The organism is Streptomyces sp. MGP-P1 (assembly GCF_057766565.1).
Genome location: NZ_JBYMEM010000007.1, coordinates 1,767,535 through 1,783,415 on the forward strand (window position 1 = coordinate 1,767,535; position 15,881 = coordinate 1,783,415).

Annotated in this window: 12 protein-coding genes and 2 rRNA genes; 10 read left to right on the forward strand and 4 right to left on the reverse strand. The window is 66.1% G+C overall.

What is annotated here, in order from left to right; all coding sequences use genetic code 11:
• Nucleotides 1–98: 98 nt before the first annotated feature.
• The 3 genes from AC3CH1_RS29425 to AC3CH1_RS29435 all read left to right on the forward strand — a co-directional run bounded on the left by AC3CH1_RS29425 (nucleotide 99) and on the right by AC3CH1_RS29435 (nucleotide 2,280).
• Complete coding sequence (locus tag AC3CH1_RS29425) at nucleotides 99–1,244, forward strand: GAF domain-containing sensor histidine kinase (protein WP_488465666.1); 1,146 nt, start codon at nucleotides 99–101, stop codon at nucleotides 1,242–1,244.
• On the forward strand, nucleotides 1,237–1,884 hold the full coding sequence (locus AC3CH1_RS29430; RefSeq protein ID WP_488465667.1) for a response regulator: 648 nt from the start codon (nucleotides 1,237–1,239) through the stop codon (nucleotides 1,882–1,884). The genes AC3CH1_RS29425 and AC3CH1_RS29430 overlap by 8 nt, the downstream gene beginning before the upstream one ends.
• A 144-nt stretch (nucleotides 1,885–2,028) precedes the next feature.
• A complete protein-coding gene (locus AC3CH1_RS29435) occupies nucleotides 2,029–2,280 on the forward strand; it encodes a chaplin (RefSeq protein WP_488465668.1) in 252 nt (83 codons plus the stop codon).
• A gap of 713 nt (nucleotides 2,281–2,993) precedes the next feature.
• On the opposite strand, the gene AC3CH1_RS29440 is transcribed toward AC3CH1_RS29435, so the two are convergent.
• Nucleotides 2,994–3,779, reverse strand: a complete 786-nt coding sequence (locus tag AC3CH1_RS29440) for a hypothetical protein (RefSeq protein WP_488465669.1) — start codon at nucleotides 3,777–3,779, stop codon at nucleotides 2,994–2,996.
• 132 nt (nucleotides 3,780–3,911) lie between these two features.
• Here AC3CH1_RS29440 and AC3CH1_RS29445 point away from each other — a divergent pair, with 132 nt between their 5' ends.
• The 4 genes from AC3CH1_RS29445 to AC3CH1_RS29460 all read left to right on the forward strand — a co-directional run bounded on the left by AC3CH1_RS29445 (nucleotide 3,912) and on the right by AC3CH1_RS29460 (nucleotide 7,305).
• The gene (locus tag AC3CH1_RS29445) at nucleotides 3,912–4,709 is read left to right on the forward strand and encodes an ABC transporter ATP-binding protein (protein ID WP_488465670.1); all 798 of its coding nucleotides are present in this window, start codon (nucleotides 3,912–3,914) and stop codon (nucleotides 4,707–4,709) included.
• 132 nt (nucleotides 4,710–4,841) lie between these two features.
• Nucleotides 4,842–5,270: an NfeD family protein gene (locus AC3CH1_RS29450; RefSeq protein ID WP_488465671.1), complete on the forward strand. Its 429-nt coding sequence runs from the start codon at nucleotides 4,842–4,844 to the stop codon at nucleotides 5,268–5,270.
• Between the two features lie 166 nt (nucleotides 5,271–5,436).
• A complete protein-coding gene (locus AC3CH1_RS29455) occupies nucleotides 5,437–6,453 on the forward strand; it encodes an SPFH domain-containing protein (RefSeq protein ID WP_488465672.1) in 1,017 nt (338 codons plus the stop codon).
• Between the two features lie 78 nt (nucleotides 6,454–6,531).
• The gene (locus AC3CH1_RS29460) at nucleotides 6,532–7,305 is read left to right on the forward strand and encodes a sulfite exporter TauE/SafE family protein (RefSeq protein WP_488465673.1); all 774 of its coding nucleotides are present in this window, start codon (nucleotides 6,532–6,534) and stop codon (nucleotides 7,303–7,305) included.
• A 105-nt stretch (nucleotides 7,306–7,410) separates the two neighbouring features.
• Here the strand turns inward: AC3CH1_RS29460 and AC3CH1_RS29465 are convergent, their stop codons facing one another.
• The 3 genes from AC3CH1_RS29465 to AC3CH1_RS29475 form a co-directional block, all read right to left on the reverse strand.
• Nucleotides 7,411–7,920: an HNH endonuclease gene (locus AC3CH1_RS29465; protein ID WP_488465674.1), complete on the reverse strand. Its 510-nt coding sequence runs from the start codon at nucleotides 7,918–7,920 to the stop codon at nucleotides 7,411–7,413.
• Between the two features lie 138 nt (nucleotides 7,921–8,058).
• Nucleotides 8,059–8,595: a YbhB/YbcL family Raf kinase inhibitor-like protein gene (locus AC3CH1_RS29470; RefSeq protein ID WP_488465675.1), complete on the reverse strand. Its 537-nt coding sequence runs from the start codon at nucleotides 8,593–8,595 to the stop codon at nucleotides 8,059–8,061.
• A gap of 65 nt (nucleotides 8,596–8,660) precedes the next feature.
• A complete protein-coding gene (locus AC3CH1_RS29475; RefSeq protein ID WP_488465676.1) occupies nucleotides 8,661–9,443 on the reverse strand; it encodes a sporulation protein in 783 nt (260 codons plus the stop codon).
• 88 nt (nucleotides 9,444–9,531) lie between these two features.
• Between AC3CH1_RS29475 and AC3CH1_RS29480 the strand changes: the two genes are divergently transcribed.
• The 3 genes from AC3CH1_RS29480 to AC3CH1_RS29490 all read left to right on the forward strand — a co-directional run bounded on the left by AC3CH1_RS29480 (nucleotide 9,532) and on the right by AC3CH1_RS29490 (nucleotide 15,837).
• A complete protein-coding gene (locus AC3CH1_RS29480) occupies nucleotides 9,532–10,185 on the forward strand; it encodes a DNA-3-methyladenine glycosylase (RefSeq protein ID WP_488465677.1) in 654 nt (217 codons plus the stop codon).
• Between the two features lie 693 nt (nucleotides 10,186–10,878).
• A 16S ribosomal RNA gene (locus AC3CH1_RS29485) occupies nucleotides 10,879–12,404 on the forward strand.
• A 307-nt stretch (nucleotides 12,405–12,711) separates the two neighbouring features.
• A 23S ribosomal RNA gene (locus AC3CH1_RS29490) occupies nucleotides 12,712–15,837 on the forward strand.
• Together the 16S and 23S rRNA genes form the textbook arrangement of a ribosomal RNA operon.
• The last annotated feature ends 44 nt before the right edge of the window (nucleotides 15,838–15,881 follow it).

The following is a 15,881-nucleotide window of genomic DNA, read 5'->3' on the forward strand; positions in this document are numbered from 1 at the left end:
GGCGGAGGGGCACCGCAGCCCGGACCTAGGCCACCCGCACCTCCACCACCGACCCCGGCCCGATACGGCCGCGCGGCCCTCGCCGGTACGGTGATCCCATGAGTCATCGCCCACCGTCCGGCCTGGCCGCGGTGAGTGCCGCGCTCCTCGCCATGAGCCGGCACCTCGAAGTGGGCGACGTCCTCAAGACGATCGTCGCCTCCGTCCGTGAACTGCTCGACGCCCAGTACGCGGCCCTCGGCGTCCCGGACGACCACGGCGGCTTCGCCCAGTTCGTGGTCGACGGCGTCAGCGACGAACAGTGGAAGGCCATCGGCCCGCTGCCCCGCCAGCACGGCATCCTCGCCGCGATGCTCCACCAGGCGAAGCCCGAGCGCCTCGCCGACGTCCGCAAGGACCCCCGCTTCGAGGGCTGGCCCGACGCCCACCCCGACATGTCCGACTTCCTCGGCCTGCCCATCACGGACGGCGACGAGATCATCGGAGCGCTGTTCCTCGCCAACAAGCTGTGCCCCAAGCCCGAGGGCGGCTGCGGCTTCACCGCAGAGGACGAGGAACTGCTCCAGATGTTCGCCCAGCACGCAGCCATCGCGCTCACCAACGCCCGCCTCTACGAACGCAGCCGTGAACTGACCATCGCCGAGGAACGCTCCCGGCTGGCCCACGAACTGCACGACGCGGTCAGCCAGAAACTGTTCTCGCTCCGCCTCACCGCCCAGGCCGCCACCGCCCTCGTCGACCGCGACCCGGTCCGCGCCAAGGGCGAGCTCCAACAGGTCGCCGCCCTCGCCGCGGAGGCGGTCGACGAGCTGCGGGCCGCCGTCGTGGAACTGCGCCCCGCCGCCCTCGACGAGGACGGGCTCATCGCCACCCTCCGCACCCAGATCCAGGTCCTGGACCGGGCGCACGCCGCCGAGGTCGCCTTCGAGAGCCGCGGAGTGCGCGCGCTGCCCGCCGCCCAGGAGGAAGCGCTGCTCCGGGTCGCGCAGGAGGCCCTCCACAACGCCCTGCGCCACTCCGGCGCGGAGCGCGTGAGCGTCACCCTGGCCCGGCGCGGCACCGACACCGTCCTCCGTGTCACCGACGACGGGGCGGGATTTGACCCCACCGCCGTGCGGCGGGCGGGCCGCCACCTCGGCCTCGTCTCCATGCGCCACCGGGCGAACAGCGTCGGCGGCCGACTCACCGTTGCCTCGGAGCCCGGCAAGGGCGCCACGATCGAGATGGAGGTCCCCGGTGGCTGACAAGATCATCAGGGTGCTGCTGGTCGACGACCATCAGGTGGTCCGCCGCGGACTGCGTACGTTCCTGGAGATCCAGGAGGACATAGAGGTCGTCGGAGAGGCGTCCGACGGCGCGGAGGGCGTGGCCCGGACCGAGGAGCTCCGCCCGGACATCGTGCTGATGGACATCAAGATGCCCGGCACCGACGGCATCGAGGCCCTGCGCCGCCTCCGGGAGCTCGACAACCCCGCGAAGGTGCTCATCGTCACGAGCTTCACCGAGCAGCGCACGGTGGTCCCCGCCCTGCGCGCCGGAGCCTCCGGTTACGTCTACAAGGACGTCGACCCGGACGCCCTGGCCGGGGCGATCCGCTCGGTCCACGCCGGTCACGTCCTGCTCCAGCCGGAGGTCGCGGGAGCGCTGCTCGCCCAGGACGACGCGGGCACCGGCACGGGCCGGGGGAGCACGCTCACGGAGCGGGAACGCGAAGTCCTCGGCCTCATCGCGGACGGGCGTTCGAACCGCGAGATCGCCCGCGCGTTCGTCCTCTCCGAGAAGACGGTCAAGACGCATGTGTCGAACATCCTGATGAAGCTCGACGTGGCCGACCGTACCCAGGCGGCGCTGTGGGCGGTACGCAACGGAGCGGCGGGCGGCTGACGTCGCCGCCGACGGGTTCCCGTCCGGACTGAGATTCATACTGTCGGGTGTATGTCACCCGTACGGCGCATCCTTCCGGGCCGCACGGCGTTCTCCAGGGCGTGCTGCGACGGCTTGTCGCAGCCTCTCTAGGAGGATCCTGAAGTGAAGAACCTGAAGAAGGCCGCCGCCATCACCATGATCGCGGGCGGGCTCGTCGCCGCCGGCGCCGGAGCCGCCTCCGCCACCGGTCACAGCGGCGCCGACGCCCATGGCGTGGCCACCCACTCCCCGGGCGTCGCCAGCGGCAACCTCGCGCAGGTTCCCGTCGCCGTCCCGGTGAACCTGGTCGGCAACACGGTCAACGTGGTGGGCCTGCTCAACCCGGCCTTCGGCAACTTCGGCCTCAACCACTGACCCACCCCACCCCCAAGCCCCTCCCGAAAGCCGGACGCGCCTGCATCCCCAAGGCCCCGTCCGGCTTTCGCGGCCCCGCCCCCACCCGTCCCTCCCCAGCCCGTCCGACTTCCGCCGCCCCCCACCCGGGCCTCCCCGGCCCGTCCGGCTTCCGCCGCCCGGCCCCTCCAACCCGGCACCTCACCCGCCCGCGGCAGCCGACCCCCGGCCCTCCCCAGCCGACCCGGCGCACGCCCCCCAGCCCGTCCGGCGTTTGAGGACGGAACCCTTGCCCAAGGGGCCCCGAGACGTAGGACACCCCAGGCCGTGAGCCCTCCGCAGCCCGCGGGGCCGCCCCCGCCCGGCCGACCCGGCGCACCCACCCAGCCCGTCCGGCGCTTGAGGACGGACCCCTCGCCCAAGGGGGCCCCGAGACGTAGGACACCCCAGGCCGTGAGCCCTCCGCAGCCCGCAGGGCCGCCCCCGCCCGGCCGACCCGGCGCACCCACCCAGCCCGTCCGGCGCTTGAGGACGGACCCCTCGCCAAGGGGGCCCCGAGCCCAACGCTCCCCAGGACCGCGGATCCCCCGCCCCCGCAAGGCCGACCGCACCCACGCCCCCAGCCCGTCCGGCGCTCGAGGACGGACCCCCGAGCCGGGGACCCCGAGGCCAGGGCGCCCCGCACAGGGGACACCCCAGCCCGTCCGGCGCTCGAGGACAGAAGGCCGGCGGGCCTACCGCCGAACCTCCCCGCCCTCCACATACGCGTTGTACGCCGCCACCTGAGCCCGCCGAGCCACCCGCTCCACCGGCCGCAACGCCTCCCCCCGCGCCGCGATCTCCGACGCGCTGACCGCACCGCCGTGCCCGTTCTCGTACGCCACCGAGACCAGCAGCCCCACCCGCTGCGCCATCTCCAGCACCCGTACCGCCCGCGGCGGATACCCGGGCGCCAGCACATCGCGCCCCCGCTCCGCCCGCGCCCGGTACGCGTCCACCGCGGCCTCCGCCACCGGCCCGGAACCGGCCACGTCCAGCCGCGACAGCACCGCCGTCGCATCCCGCAACGCCTCCGCCAGCTCCCGCTCCGCCTCGCCCAGCGACGGCACGTCCGCGGGCGGCGCCTCCCGTACCGGCAGCGCCCGCCACACCACCTCGACGTGCAGATCCCCGGCCGGCCCCGCCTCGGTGACCTCCGGCACCAGCCCGTACGCCACCCCGTACGCGACCACCGCCTCCTCCGCCTCCAGCGCCCGCGCGTTGAAAGCGGGCGGACCGCTCAGCCCCAGCGGATGCCCCGGCACCGGCAGCGCCACCCGGAACCCGGTCGCCCCCAACCGCCTCAGCCGGCCGAGCGCCAGCGTGAGCCCGACCGGCCCCGCCTCACCCGGCAGTCCATCGACGCGGTGCACCGCGTCCTCCCCGACAATCGCGAGGGCCGCCTCGTCCGGCGAGACGAGTCCCGCCAGAAGCGCGTTTCCCCAAGCGGCCAACAACCCTGAACGTGGTTCGACAAGCATGCCGACAGCCTAGGCAACGCCTGGGAACGGCCCTCACGCCTGAAGCACTCGCGCGGTGGCGTAGGTTTTCCCTGGGAGCCGTGCCCACCGGCACGCGACGATCGACGAGACTGCATGGGGAGACAACGCGCCATGAGCGATGTACTGGAGCTGGTGGACGTATCCGTGGTCCGCGACGGACGCGCTCTGGTGGACGATGTCTCCTGGTCGGTCAAGGAGGGGGAGCGCTGGGTCATCCTGGGCCCCAACGGCGCCGGCAAGACGACCCTCCTCAACCTCGCCTCCAGCTACCTCTTCCCGAGCACGGGAACGGCCACCATCCTCGGCGAACAGCTCGGCGGCGTCGGCACCGACGTCTTCGAGCTCCGCCCCCGGATCGGCATGGCGGGCGTGGCGATGGCCGACAAGCTGCCCAAGCGCCAGACTGTGCTGCAGACGGTCCTCACCGCCGCGTACGGCATGACCGCCACCTGGCACGAGAGCTACGAGGCCGTCGACGAGGAGCGCGCCCGCGCCTTCCTCGACCGCCTCGGCATGACCGAGTACCTGGACCGCAGGTTCGGCACGCTCTCCGAAGGAGAGCGCAAGCGCACCCTGATCGCCCGCGCCATGATGACCGATCCCGAACTGCTGCTCCTGGACGAGCCCGCCGCCGGGCTCGACCTCGGCGGGCGCGAGGACCTCGTACGCCGCCTCGGCCGCCTCGCCCGCGACCCGCTCGCCCCCTCCATGATCATGGTCACGCACCATGTCGAGGAGATCGCGCCCGGGTTCACGCACGTCCTGATGATCCGCCAGGGCAAGATCCTCGCGGCCGGCCCCATGGAGACGGAGCTCAGCTCCCGCAACCTCTCCCTCTGCTTCGGACTGCCGCTCATCGTCGAGCACACCGGCGACCGCTACACCGCCCACGGCCTCCCGCTCTCCTGACCCCGACTCCGCGGCGTACGGCGCTCCCGCCGCGTACCGACAGGCGATCGCGCCACGATCGGCAGGCCGTGCACCGCAGTTGACCACCCGTGCGCCCTGTCGGTGACGCACCAACAGTCCTACGATGACCATGTGGACATCGACGCATGGGTGTGGTGGCTGATCGGCGCGGTGGGGCTGGGCATCCCCCTCGTCCTGACCGCGATGCCCGAATTCGGGATGTTCGCCGTCGGGGCGGTGGCCGCATCGGCCGTCGCCGCCCTCGGCGGCGGGATCGTCGCCCAGGTTCTGGTCTTCGTCCTGGTCTCGGTCGCGCTGATCGCCGTCGTGCGCCCGATCGCCGCCAGACACCGGGCCGGACAGAGCGGGCACGCCAGCGGTATCGACGCCCTGAGGGGACGCCAGGCGGTCGTGCTGGAGCGGGTGTCGGCCTCCGGGGGGCGCATCAAGCTCGCCGGCGAGGTCTGGTCGGCCCGCACGCTCGACGCCGACCAGGTCTTCGAACCCGGCAACCAGGTCGATGTCGTGGACATCGACGGAGCGACGGCCGTCGTCATGTGACCGAAGTGCGCACGGGGCGGGCCCAGGTCTGCCAGACTCCAAGTCGATCATGTCGATCACCATGCGAACCCGGCCCGGCCCGCAACGCACGGACCACGGCTCCCCACATGAGTACCGACCCCGATCACCGCGATCCACCGGCCAACCGAAGGGCACGAGAGACACCATGAACTCGATCATCATCGTTCTGATCATTCTGGTGGTGCTCGTCTTCATCGCCCTGATCAAGACGATTCAGGTCATCCCACAGGCCAGCGCCGCCATCGTGGAGCGGTTCGGCCGCTACACCCGCACCCTGAACGCGGGCCTGAACATCGTCGTCCCGTTCATCGACTCGATCCGCAACCGGATCGACCTCCGCGAACAGGTGGTGCCCTTCCCACCGCAGCCGGTGATCACCCAGGACAACCTGGTCGTCAACATCGACACCGTCATCTACTACCAGGTCACCGACGCCCGCGCCGCGACCTACGAAGTCGCCAGCTACATCCAGGCGATCGAGCAGCTCACCGTCACCACCCTCCGCAACATCATCGGCGGCATGGACCTGGAGCGGACCCTCACCTCCCGTGAGGAGATCAACGCGGCCCTGCGCGGAGTCCTCGACGAAGCGACCGGCAAGTGGGGCATCCGCGTCAACCGCGTCGAGCTCAAGGCGATCGAGCCGCCGACCTCCATCCAGGACTCGATGGAGAAGCAGATGCGCGCCGACCGCGACAAGCGCGCCGCGATCCTCACCGCCGAGGGCATCAGGCAGTCCCAGATCCTCACCGCCGAGGGCGAGAAGCAGTCCGCGATCCTGCGGGCCGAAGGCGAGTCCAAGGCGGCAGCCCTGCGGGCCGAAGGCGAAGCCCAGGCCGTCCGCACGGTCTTCGAGGCCATCCACGCCGGAGACCCGGACCAGAAGCTCCTCTCGTACCAGTACCTCCAGATGCTCCCGAAGATCGCCGAGGGAGACGCCAACAAGCTCTGGATCGTGCCCAGCGAGATCGGCGACGCGCTCAAGGGCCTCAGCGGAGCCTTCGGGAACGTCGGTGGTGGCATGCCCGGCTTCAACACCGGCGGCAACGGCGGAAACGGCAATGGCGGAAACGGCGGCGGCGGGAACGGCAACGGCGGGAACGGCCACGGCTCCATCCCCGCCCCGGCGGTGGAACGACGCGAGGAACCCCCGGTCTCCTGACCCGAAAGCCCTTTCGTGCATGATCAGTGAGGCCCCTCGACCTTGATGGCGGGGAGGCGTCACTGACCACCGAAGGAGATGGCCTTGTCCATCTGGGAAATACTCGCCGTCTTCGCGGCCGGCGTCGGAGCGGGCACGATCAACACGATCGTCGGCTCGGGCACGCTGATCACCTTCCCCGTCCTGCTCGCCACCGGCCTCCCGCCGGTCACCGCGACCGTGTCCAACGCGCTGGGTCTCATCCCCGGCTCCATCAGCGGGGCCATCGGCTACCGCAAGGAACTCGCCGGACAGCGCCGACGCATCCTCAAGCTGAGCGTCGGCGCGGCGATCGGCGGCCTCTGCGGGGCGACCCTGCTCCTCGCCCTGCCCTCCACCGCCTTCGAGACGATCGTCCCGGTCCTGGTCGCCCTGGCCCTCGTCCTGGTGATCCTGCAACCACGCATCAGCAAAGCCGTCCAGCGCCGCCGCGAACGCACCGGAGCCACGCCCCGCACCGACGGCGGCCCGCTCCTGTTCACCGGCCTGATGCTCGCCAGCGTCTACGGCGGCTACTTCACCGCCGCCCAGGGGATCATCTACCTGTCGCTGATGGGCATGCTGCTCGACGACACCATGCAGCGCCTCAACGCCGTCAAGAACGTCCTGGCGGCCGTGGTCAACACCATCGCCGCGCTGTTCTTCCTCTTCATGGCCCACTTCGACTGGACGGCCGTCGTCCTCATCGCGGTCGGCTCGGCCATCGGCGGCCAGATAGGCGCCAAGGTCGGCCGCCGCCTGAGCCCCACCGTCCTGCGCGCCCTCATCGTCGCCGTCGGCACGATGGCCATCGTCCAACTGCTGCTCCGCTGACGTACGTGGGCCCGCCCACAGGGACGGGCCCACGAATACACCACCCGACGTACGCCGACTACGTCACAGCTCCCTGCGGCCGCGTCGGACGATCACCGCAGCGCCCTACGCCGCCGCCGCCCGGTCCAGCCACTCCGGCAGCGCCGAGCGGTCGCCGGCCCCCATCGCCAGCAGCATCGCCTCGGCGGGGGAGGGGACGAACGGCTGCCTCAGCAGCGGCATCCCCGCCTGGTCCGGCGTCCGGGCGGCCTTGCGGTGGTTGTCCTCGGCACAGGAGGCCACCGTGTTCAGCCAGGTGTCCTGCCCGCCCTGGGCACGCGGCACCACGTGGTCGACGGTGGACGCCCGCCGCCCGCAGTACGCGCACCGGTGCTGGTCCCGTATCAGCACACCCCTTCTGGACCACGGCGCCTGTCTTCGGAACGGCACCCGTACGTACCGGCAGAGCCGGATCACCCGGGGCACCGGAATGTCCACGGCGGCACCGCGCATACGGAGCTCGGGATGCGACTGCTCGACGACGGCCTTGTCCGTCAGGATCAGGACCACCGCACGGTTCAGCGTCACTGTCGACAGCGGCTCGAAGCTCGCGTTGAGAACCAGCGTGTCACGCATCCTGCCCACCTCCCGTGTGCCGCCCGCCCCCTGGCAGGCCCGGATCAACTCTGGCTGGGCAGGCCGCGATGGACAACGCAATAAAAAATGCCCTGCTCTGATCTCTCCAAGACCAGAGCAGGGCAAACAGCAGACGAACTAATCGCCGGAAGGAGCCTCGTACTCACCGATCAGCCGAGCACGCCCGAGCGTGTGGAACCGAAGGTTGAATCCCGCCACCGCGGGAGACGCGTCGCTGTCGATCCCCAGCTTCTCGGTGTCCACCGCGTACACGGTGAACACATAGCGGTGGTTCTCCCCGGGCGGCGGCGCGGCACCCCCGAAGTCCTTGGAACCGTAGTCGTTACGGGCCTGGACGGCCCCTTCGGGCAGCCCCTCGAACTTTCCGCTGCCCGCACCGGCCGGAAGCTCCGTCACCGAGGCCGGGACGTCGAAGAGCACCCAGTGCCAGAACCCGCTGCCCGTCGGGGCATCCGGGTCGAAGCACGTCACGGCGAAGCTCTTGGTCCCTTCGGGAAAACCCTCCCACCGCAGCTGCGGCGAAGTGTTCCCGCCCGCAAGCACCTGGGCGTCGCCCAGCACGGCGCCCGGCGCCAGGTCGTCGCTCACCACGGTGAACGCCGGAACCTCCGGATGGAAGTCGTGCGGCAGCGGGGCCCTCTTCGACTCGGTCACGTCTCGCACCTCTCCTGATCGGTTCGTCTGCCTTCCCACCCGACTCTAAAGGGCGGCACCTTCCCCTAGCTCCAGTTGCGCTGTCCGCCGACCTGGGCGAGCCACTGGTTGAGGTAAGCGGCCCAGTCGGTCTGCTGGTAGTCCTGCAGCCCCACCTTGAACGCGCGGTAGGAGTCGCTCCCCTCGCTGAACAGCCCCGGCTTCTTGTCCATCTCCAGGACGACGTCCATCTCACGGTCGTCGGCGATGAACGTCAGCTCCACCTGGTGCAGACCGCGGTACTGCGTCGGCGGCACGAACTCGATCTCCTGGTAGAACGGCAGCCGCTGACGCGTACCGCGGATGTGACCGCGCTCCATGTCCGCGCTGCGGAAGCCGAAGCCCAGCTGCCGGAAGCCGTCCAGGATGGCCTCCTGCGCCGGCAGCGGGTGCACGTTGATCGGGTCCAGGTCACCGGAGTCCAGCGCGCGGGCGATCTCCAGCTCGGTGGTCACCCCGATGTTCATCCCCCGCAGCTGCTGGCCGCCGAACATGGTGATCGGCGTCTCCCACGGGATCTCCAGGCCGAACGGCACCACGTGCACCGCGCCCGCCTGCACCTCGAAGGCGCCCCCGAGGCTCTGCTTGGTGAACTCGATGTCCTGCTTGGTCTCCTGGTCCCCGCCCTCGACCTCGACCCGCGCCTGGAGGCCGACGGAGAGCCCCTCGATCTGCTGGGCGACCGAACCGCCCTGGATCCGCACCTCGCCCTGGACGACCCCACCGGGGACGACGTTCACCTCGGTGAGCTCGGTCTCCACCGAGGCACCGCCGGCGCCCATGCTCGCGAGCAGCCGCTTGAAGCCCATAAGTCACTCCTTCTAGGTTCTGACCCCTACATACGCGCCACGACCGTAGCCGGTTCCCTCCCGCGCGATCCCAGTACCCTCGGTCGCCATGACCAAGACCCCGGACCGCGCCCCACTGACACGACAGTTCTTCGACCGCTCCGTACTGGAAGTGGCCCCCGACCTCCTGGGCCGCACGCTCGTCCGCCGCAGCGCGGCGGGCACGATCGAGCTGCGCCTGACCGAGGTGGAGGCGTACGCGGGTGAGGTCGACCCCGGATCGCACGCCTTCCGGGGCCGCACCGCGCGCAACGGCGTGATGTTCGGTCCGCCCGGTCACGCATACGTCTACTTCACGTACGGGATGTGGCACTGCCTCAACCTGGTCTGCGGCCCGGAAGGCCGTGCGAGCGGGGTGCTGCTCCGTGCGGGCGAGATCAACGTCGGCGCCGGCCTGGCCCGCGACCGACGCGTCTCGGCCCGCAATGACAAGGAACTGGCCAAAGGCCCGGCCCGGCTCGCCACCGCCCTCGATGTGGACCGTGCCCTGGACGGCAGCGATCTCTTCGGGGGCCCCGCCCCGGCCCTGTCCGTACTGCACGGCACCCCGCCGCCGCGCGCCCTCGTGCGCAGCGGCCCCCGTACAGGGGTGGGCGGCGACGGCGCCCACCAGCCGTGGCGCTTCTGGATCGAGGGAGACCCCACCGTGAGCCCGTACCGCGCCCACGCACCGCGCCGCCGGCCGCGCACCAAGGCGACTTGACGCACCCTCGGCAGACGCCTAATGTGGTCCGAGCCGCTTGACACGGGTACAGCTCTCGGCACAGTCCATCGGACCGGGCCGAGCCACTCGAAGCGACCAAACCACTACCTACGACTCACCCTGGCGGGTGCGAATTCGGCATGCCCGTATTCGCCCTATCGACTCGATTATGAGTTGCCAAGAGAATCGGCTAACGTAGTGAACACGCCGAAAGGCAAGGCCACTCCGCAGGCCATCAGAAATCGAATTCGGACCGGAAACGGAACGAAAAAGAGTCTGGTAAAGTCGGACTCGCCGGAAAGGGAGAACGCGAAAGCGGAGGAACTGGAAAGCGAGATGCGAGACCCGCTTCGACCGGGAATCGGACACGAAAGAGTCTGATAGAGTCGGAAACGCAAGACAGCAGGACAGCGAGACAAAAGAAGTAAACGAAGGGAAGCGCCCGGAGGGCCCCGGTGAAACGGGACCGAAGGAAGCGTCCGTTCCTTGAGAACTCAACAGCGTGCCAAAAGTCAACGCCAGATATGTTGATACCCCGGCCTGCTTCGGCAGGTTGGTGGTTCCTTTGAAAGTCCTACGGGTCCACTTCGGTGGCCGGTAGGCAATTACACAGCGAGGACGCAGTGAACAACGGGTCTTATTCCGACCGGTTGTTCCGCTCTCGTGATGTGTGCACCCGATTACGGGTAAACATTCACGGAGAGTTTGATCCTGGCTCAGGACGAACGCTGGCGGCGTGCTTAACACATGCAAGTCGAACGATGAAGCCTTTCGGGGTGGATTAGTGGCGAACGGGTGAGTAACACGTGGGCAATCTGCCCTTCACTCTGGGACAAGCCCTGGAAACGGGGTCTAATACCGGATAACACTCTGTCCCGCATGGGACGGGGTTAAAAGCTCCGGCGGTGAAGGATGAGCCCGCGGCCTATCAGCTTGTTGGTGGGGTAATGGCCTACCAAGGCGACGACGGGTAGCCGGCCTGAGAGGGCGACCGGCCACACTGGGACTGAGACACGGCCCAGACTCCTACGGGAGGCAGCAGTGGGGAATATTGCACAATGGGCGAAAGCCTGATGCAGCGACGCCGCGTGAGGGATGACGGCCTTCGGGTTGTAAACCTCTTTCAGCAGGGAAGAAGCGAAAGTGACGGTACCTGCAGAAGAAGCGCCGGCTAACTACGTGCCAGCAGCCGCGGTAATACGTAGGGCGCAAGCGTTGTCCGGAATTATTGGGCGTAAAGAGCTCGTAGGCGGCTTGTCACGTCGGATGTGAAAGCCCGGGGCTTAACCCCGGGTCTGCATTCGATACGGGCTAGCTAGAGTGTGGTAGGGGAGATCGGAATTCCTGGTGTAGCGGTGAAATGCGCAGATATCAGGAGGAACACCGGTGGCGAAGGCGGATCTCTGGGCCATTACTGACGCTGAGGAGCGAAAGCGTGGGGAGCGAACAGGATTAGATACCCTGGTAGTCCACGCCGTAAACGTTGGGAACTAGGTGTTGGCGACATTCCACGTCGTCGGTGCCGCAGCTAACGCATTAAGTTCCCCGCCTGGGGAGTACGGCCGCAAGGCTAAAACTCAAAGGAATTGACGGGGGCCCGCACAAGCAGCGGAGCATGTGGCTTAATTCGACGCAACGCGAAGAACCTTACCAAGGCTTGACATATACCGGAAAGCATCAGAGATGGTGCCCCCCTTGTGGTCGGTATACAGGTGGTGCATGGCTGTCGTCAGCTCGTGTCGTGAGATGTTGGGTTAAGTCCCGCAACGAGCGCAACCCTTGTTCTGTGTTGCCAGCATGCCCTTCGGGGTGATGGGGACTCACAGGAGACTGCCGGGGTCAACTCGGAGGAAGGTGGGGACGACGTCAAGTCATCATGCCCCTTATGTCTTGGGCTGCACACGTGCTACAATGGCCGGTACAATGAGCTGCGATGCCGCGAGGCGGAGCGAATCTCAAAAAGCCGGTCTCAGTTCGGATTGGGGTCTGCAACTCGACCCCATGAAGTCGGAGTTGCTAGTAATCGCAGATCAGCATTGCTGCGGTGAATACGTTCCCGGGCCTTGTACACACCGCCCGTCACGTCACGAAAGTCGGTAACACCCGAAGCCGGTGGCCCAACCCCTTGTGGGAGGGAGCTGTCGAAGGTGGGACTGGCGATTGGGACGAAGTCGTAACAAGGTAGCCGTACCGGAAGGTGCGGCTGGATCACCTCCTTTCTAAGGAGCATCTAGATTCCGCAAGGAATCCAGAGCCACTACGTCGACAAATGTTCGACGGTGGTCAGCTCATGGGTGGAACGTTGACTATTCAGTACCTGGTGGTTCAGCCGGGACGCGAGTACTGCTCCTCGGAGCGTGGAAAGCGAACCGAATGGATTCTGGGTACTGGGCACGCTGTTGGGTGTCTGAAGGTATGGCCGTAAAGGCTGCCTTCGACGCTGGCCCCAGTGAACTCATCCGTCAGGGTGGGGTGATGGGTGGCTGGTCGTTGCTTGAGAACTGCACAGTGGACGCGAGCATCTGTGGCCAAGTTTTTAAGGGCGCACGGTGGATGCCTTGGCACCAGGAACCGATGAAGGACGTGGGAGGCCACGATAGTCCCCGGGGAGCTGTCAACCAAGCTTTGATCCGGGGGTTTCCGAATGGGGAAACCCGGCAGTCGTCATGGGCTGTCACCCGCTGCTGAACACATAGGCAGTGTGGAGGGAACGAGGGGAAGTGAAACATCTCAGTACCCTCAGGAAGAGAAAACAACCGTGATTCCGGGAGTAGTGGCGAGCGAAACTGGATGAGGCCAAACCGTATGCGTGTGATACCCGGCAGGGGTTGCGCATGCGGGGTTGTGGGATCTCTCTTTCATAGCCTGCCGGCTGTGAGACGAGTCAGAAACCGTTGATGTAGGCGAAGGACATGCGAAAGGTCCGGCGTAGAGGGTAAGACCCCCGTAGCTGAAACATCAACGGCTCGTTTGAGAGACACCCAAGTAGCACGGGGCCCGAGAAATCCCGTGTGAATCTGGCGGGACCACCCGCTAAGCCTAAATATTCCCTGGTGACCGATAGCGGATAGTACCGTGAGGGAATGGTGAAAAGTACCGCGGGAGCGGAGTGAAATAGTACCTGAAACCGTGTGCCTACAAGCCGTGGGAGCGTCGCTGTATGTGCTTGCACATGCAGTCGTGACTGCGTGCCTTTTGAAGAATGAGCCTGCGAGTTAGCGGTGTGTAGCGAGGTTAACCCGTGTGGGGAAGCCGTAGCGAAAGCGAGTCCGAATAGGGCGATTGAGTTGCACGCTCTAGACCCGAAGCGGAGTGATCTAGCCATGGGCAGGTTGAAGCGGAGGTAAGACTTCGTGGAGGACCGAACCCACCAGGGTTGAAAACCTGGGGGATGACCTGTGGTTAGGGGTGAAAGGCCAATCAAACTCCGTGATAGCTGGTTCTCCCCGAAATGCATTTAGGTGCAGCGTCGTGTGTTTCTTGCCGGAGGTAGAGCACTGGATAGGCGATGGGCCCTACCGGGTTACTGACCTTAGCCAAACTCCGAATGCCGGTAAGTGAGAGCGCGGCAGTGAGACTGTGGGGGATAAGCTCCATGGTCGAGAGGGAAACAGCCCAGAGCATCGACTAAGGCCCCTAAGCGTACGCTAAGTGGGAAAGGATGTGGAGTCGCAGAGACAACCAGGAGGTTGGCTTAGAAGCAGCCACCCTTGAAAGAGTGCGTAATAGCTCACTGGTCAAGTGATTCCGCGCCGACAATGTAGCGGGGCTCAAGCGTACCGCCGAAGTCGTGTCATTCATACACATAGGGCCAACGCCCGTATGGATGGGTAGGGGAGCGTCGTGTGCCGGGTGAAGCAGCCGCGGAAGCGAGTTGTGGACGGTTCACGAGTGAGAATGCAGGCATGAGTAGCGATACACACGTGAGAAACGTGTGCGCCGATTGACTAAGGGTTCCTGGGTCAAGCTGATCTGCCCAGGGTAAGTCGGGACCTAAGGCGAGGCCGACAGGCGTAGTCGATGGACAACCGGTTGATATTCCGGTACCCGCTTTGAAACGCCCAGTACTGAATCAGGCGATGCTAAGTCCGTGAAGCCGGCCCGATCTCTTCGGAGTTGAGGGTAGTGGTGGAGCCGATGAACCAGACTTGTAGTAGGTAAGCGATGGGGTGACGCAGGAAGGTAGTCCAGCCCGGGCGGTGGTTGTCCCGGGGTAAGGGTGTAGCCCGTGTGGTAGGTAAATCCGTCACACATATAAGGGTGAGACCTGATGCCGAGCCGATTGTGGTGAAGTGGATGATCCTATGCTGTCGAGAAAAGCCTCTAGCGAGTTTCATGGCGGCCCGTACCCTAAACCGACTCAGGTGGTCAGGTAGAGAATACCGAGGCGTTCGGGTGAACTATGGTTAAGGAACTCGGCAAAATGCCCCCGTAACTTCGGGAGAAGGGGGGCCATCACTGGTGATAGCACTTGCTGCTTGAGCTGGGGGTGGCCGCAGAGACCAGCGAGAAGCGACTGTTTACTAAAAACACAGGTCCGTGCGAAGCCGTAAGGCGATGTATACGGACTGACGCCTGCCCGGTGCTGGAACGTTAAGGGGACCGGTTAGCTGCCTTTCGGGGTGGCGAAGCTGAGAACTTAAGCGCCAGTAAACGGCGGTGGTAACTATAACCATCCTAAGGTAGCGAAATTCCTTGTCGGGTAAGTTCCGACCTGCACGAATGGCGTAACGACTTCTCGACTGTCTCAACCATAGGCCCGGTGAAATTGCACTACGAGTAAAGATGCTCGTTTCGCGCAGCAGGACGGAAAGACCCCGGGACCTTTACTATAGTTTGATATTGGTGTTCGGTTCGGCTTGTGTAGGATAGGTGGGAGACTTTGAAGCGGCCACGCCAGTGGTTGTGGAGTCGTCGTTGAAATACCACTCTGGTCGTGCTGGATGTCTAACCTGGGTCCGTGATCCGGATCAGGGACAGTGTCTGATGGGTAGTTTAACTGGGGCGGTTGCCTCCTAAAGAGTAACGGAGGCGCCCAAAGGTTCCCTCAGCCTGGTTGGCAATCAGGTGTTGAGTGTAAGTGCACAAGGGAGCTTGACTGTGAGACCGACGGGTCGAGCAGGGACGAAAGTCGGGACTAGTGATCCGGCAGTGGCTTGTGGAAGCGCTGTCGCTCAACGGATAAAAGGTACCCCGGGGATAACAGGCTGATCTTCCCCAAGAGTCCATATCGACGGGATGGTTTGGCACCTCGATGTCGGCTCGTCGCATCCTGGGGCTGGAGTCGGTCCCAAGGGTTGGGCTGTTCGCCCATTAAAGCGGTACGCGAGCTGGGTTTAGAACGTCGTGAGACAGTTCGGTCCCTATCCGCTGCGCGCGCAGGAATATTGAGAAGGGCTGTCCCTAGTACGAGAGGACCGGGACGGACGAACCTCTGGTGTGCCAGTTGTCCTGCCAAGGGCATGGCTGGTTGGCTACGTTCGGAAAGGATAACCGCTGAAAGCATCTAAGCGGGAAGCCTGCTTCGAGATGAGTATTCCCACCCTCTTGAAGGGTTAAGGCTCCCAGTAGACGACTGGGTTGATAGGCCAGATGTGGAAGCCCGGCAACGGGTGGAGCTGACTGGTACTAATAGGCCGAGGGCTTGTCCTCAGTTGCTCGCGTCCACTGTGTTGTTCCCGGGTTGCGAACAGTTA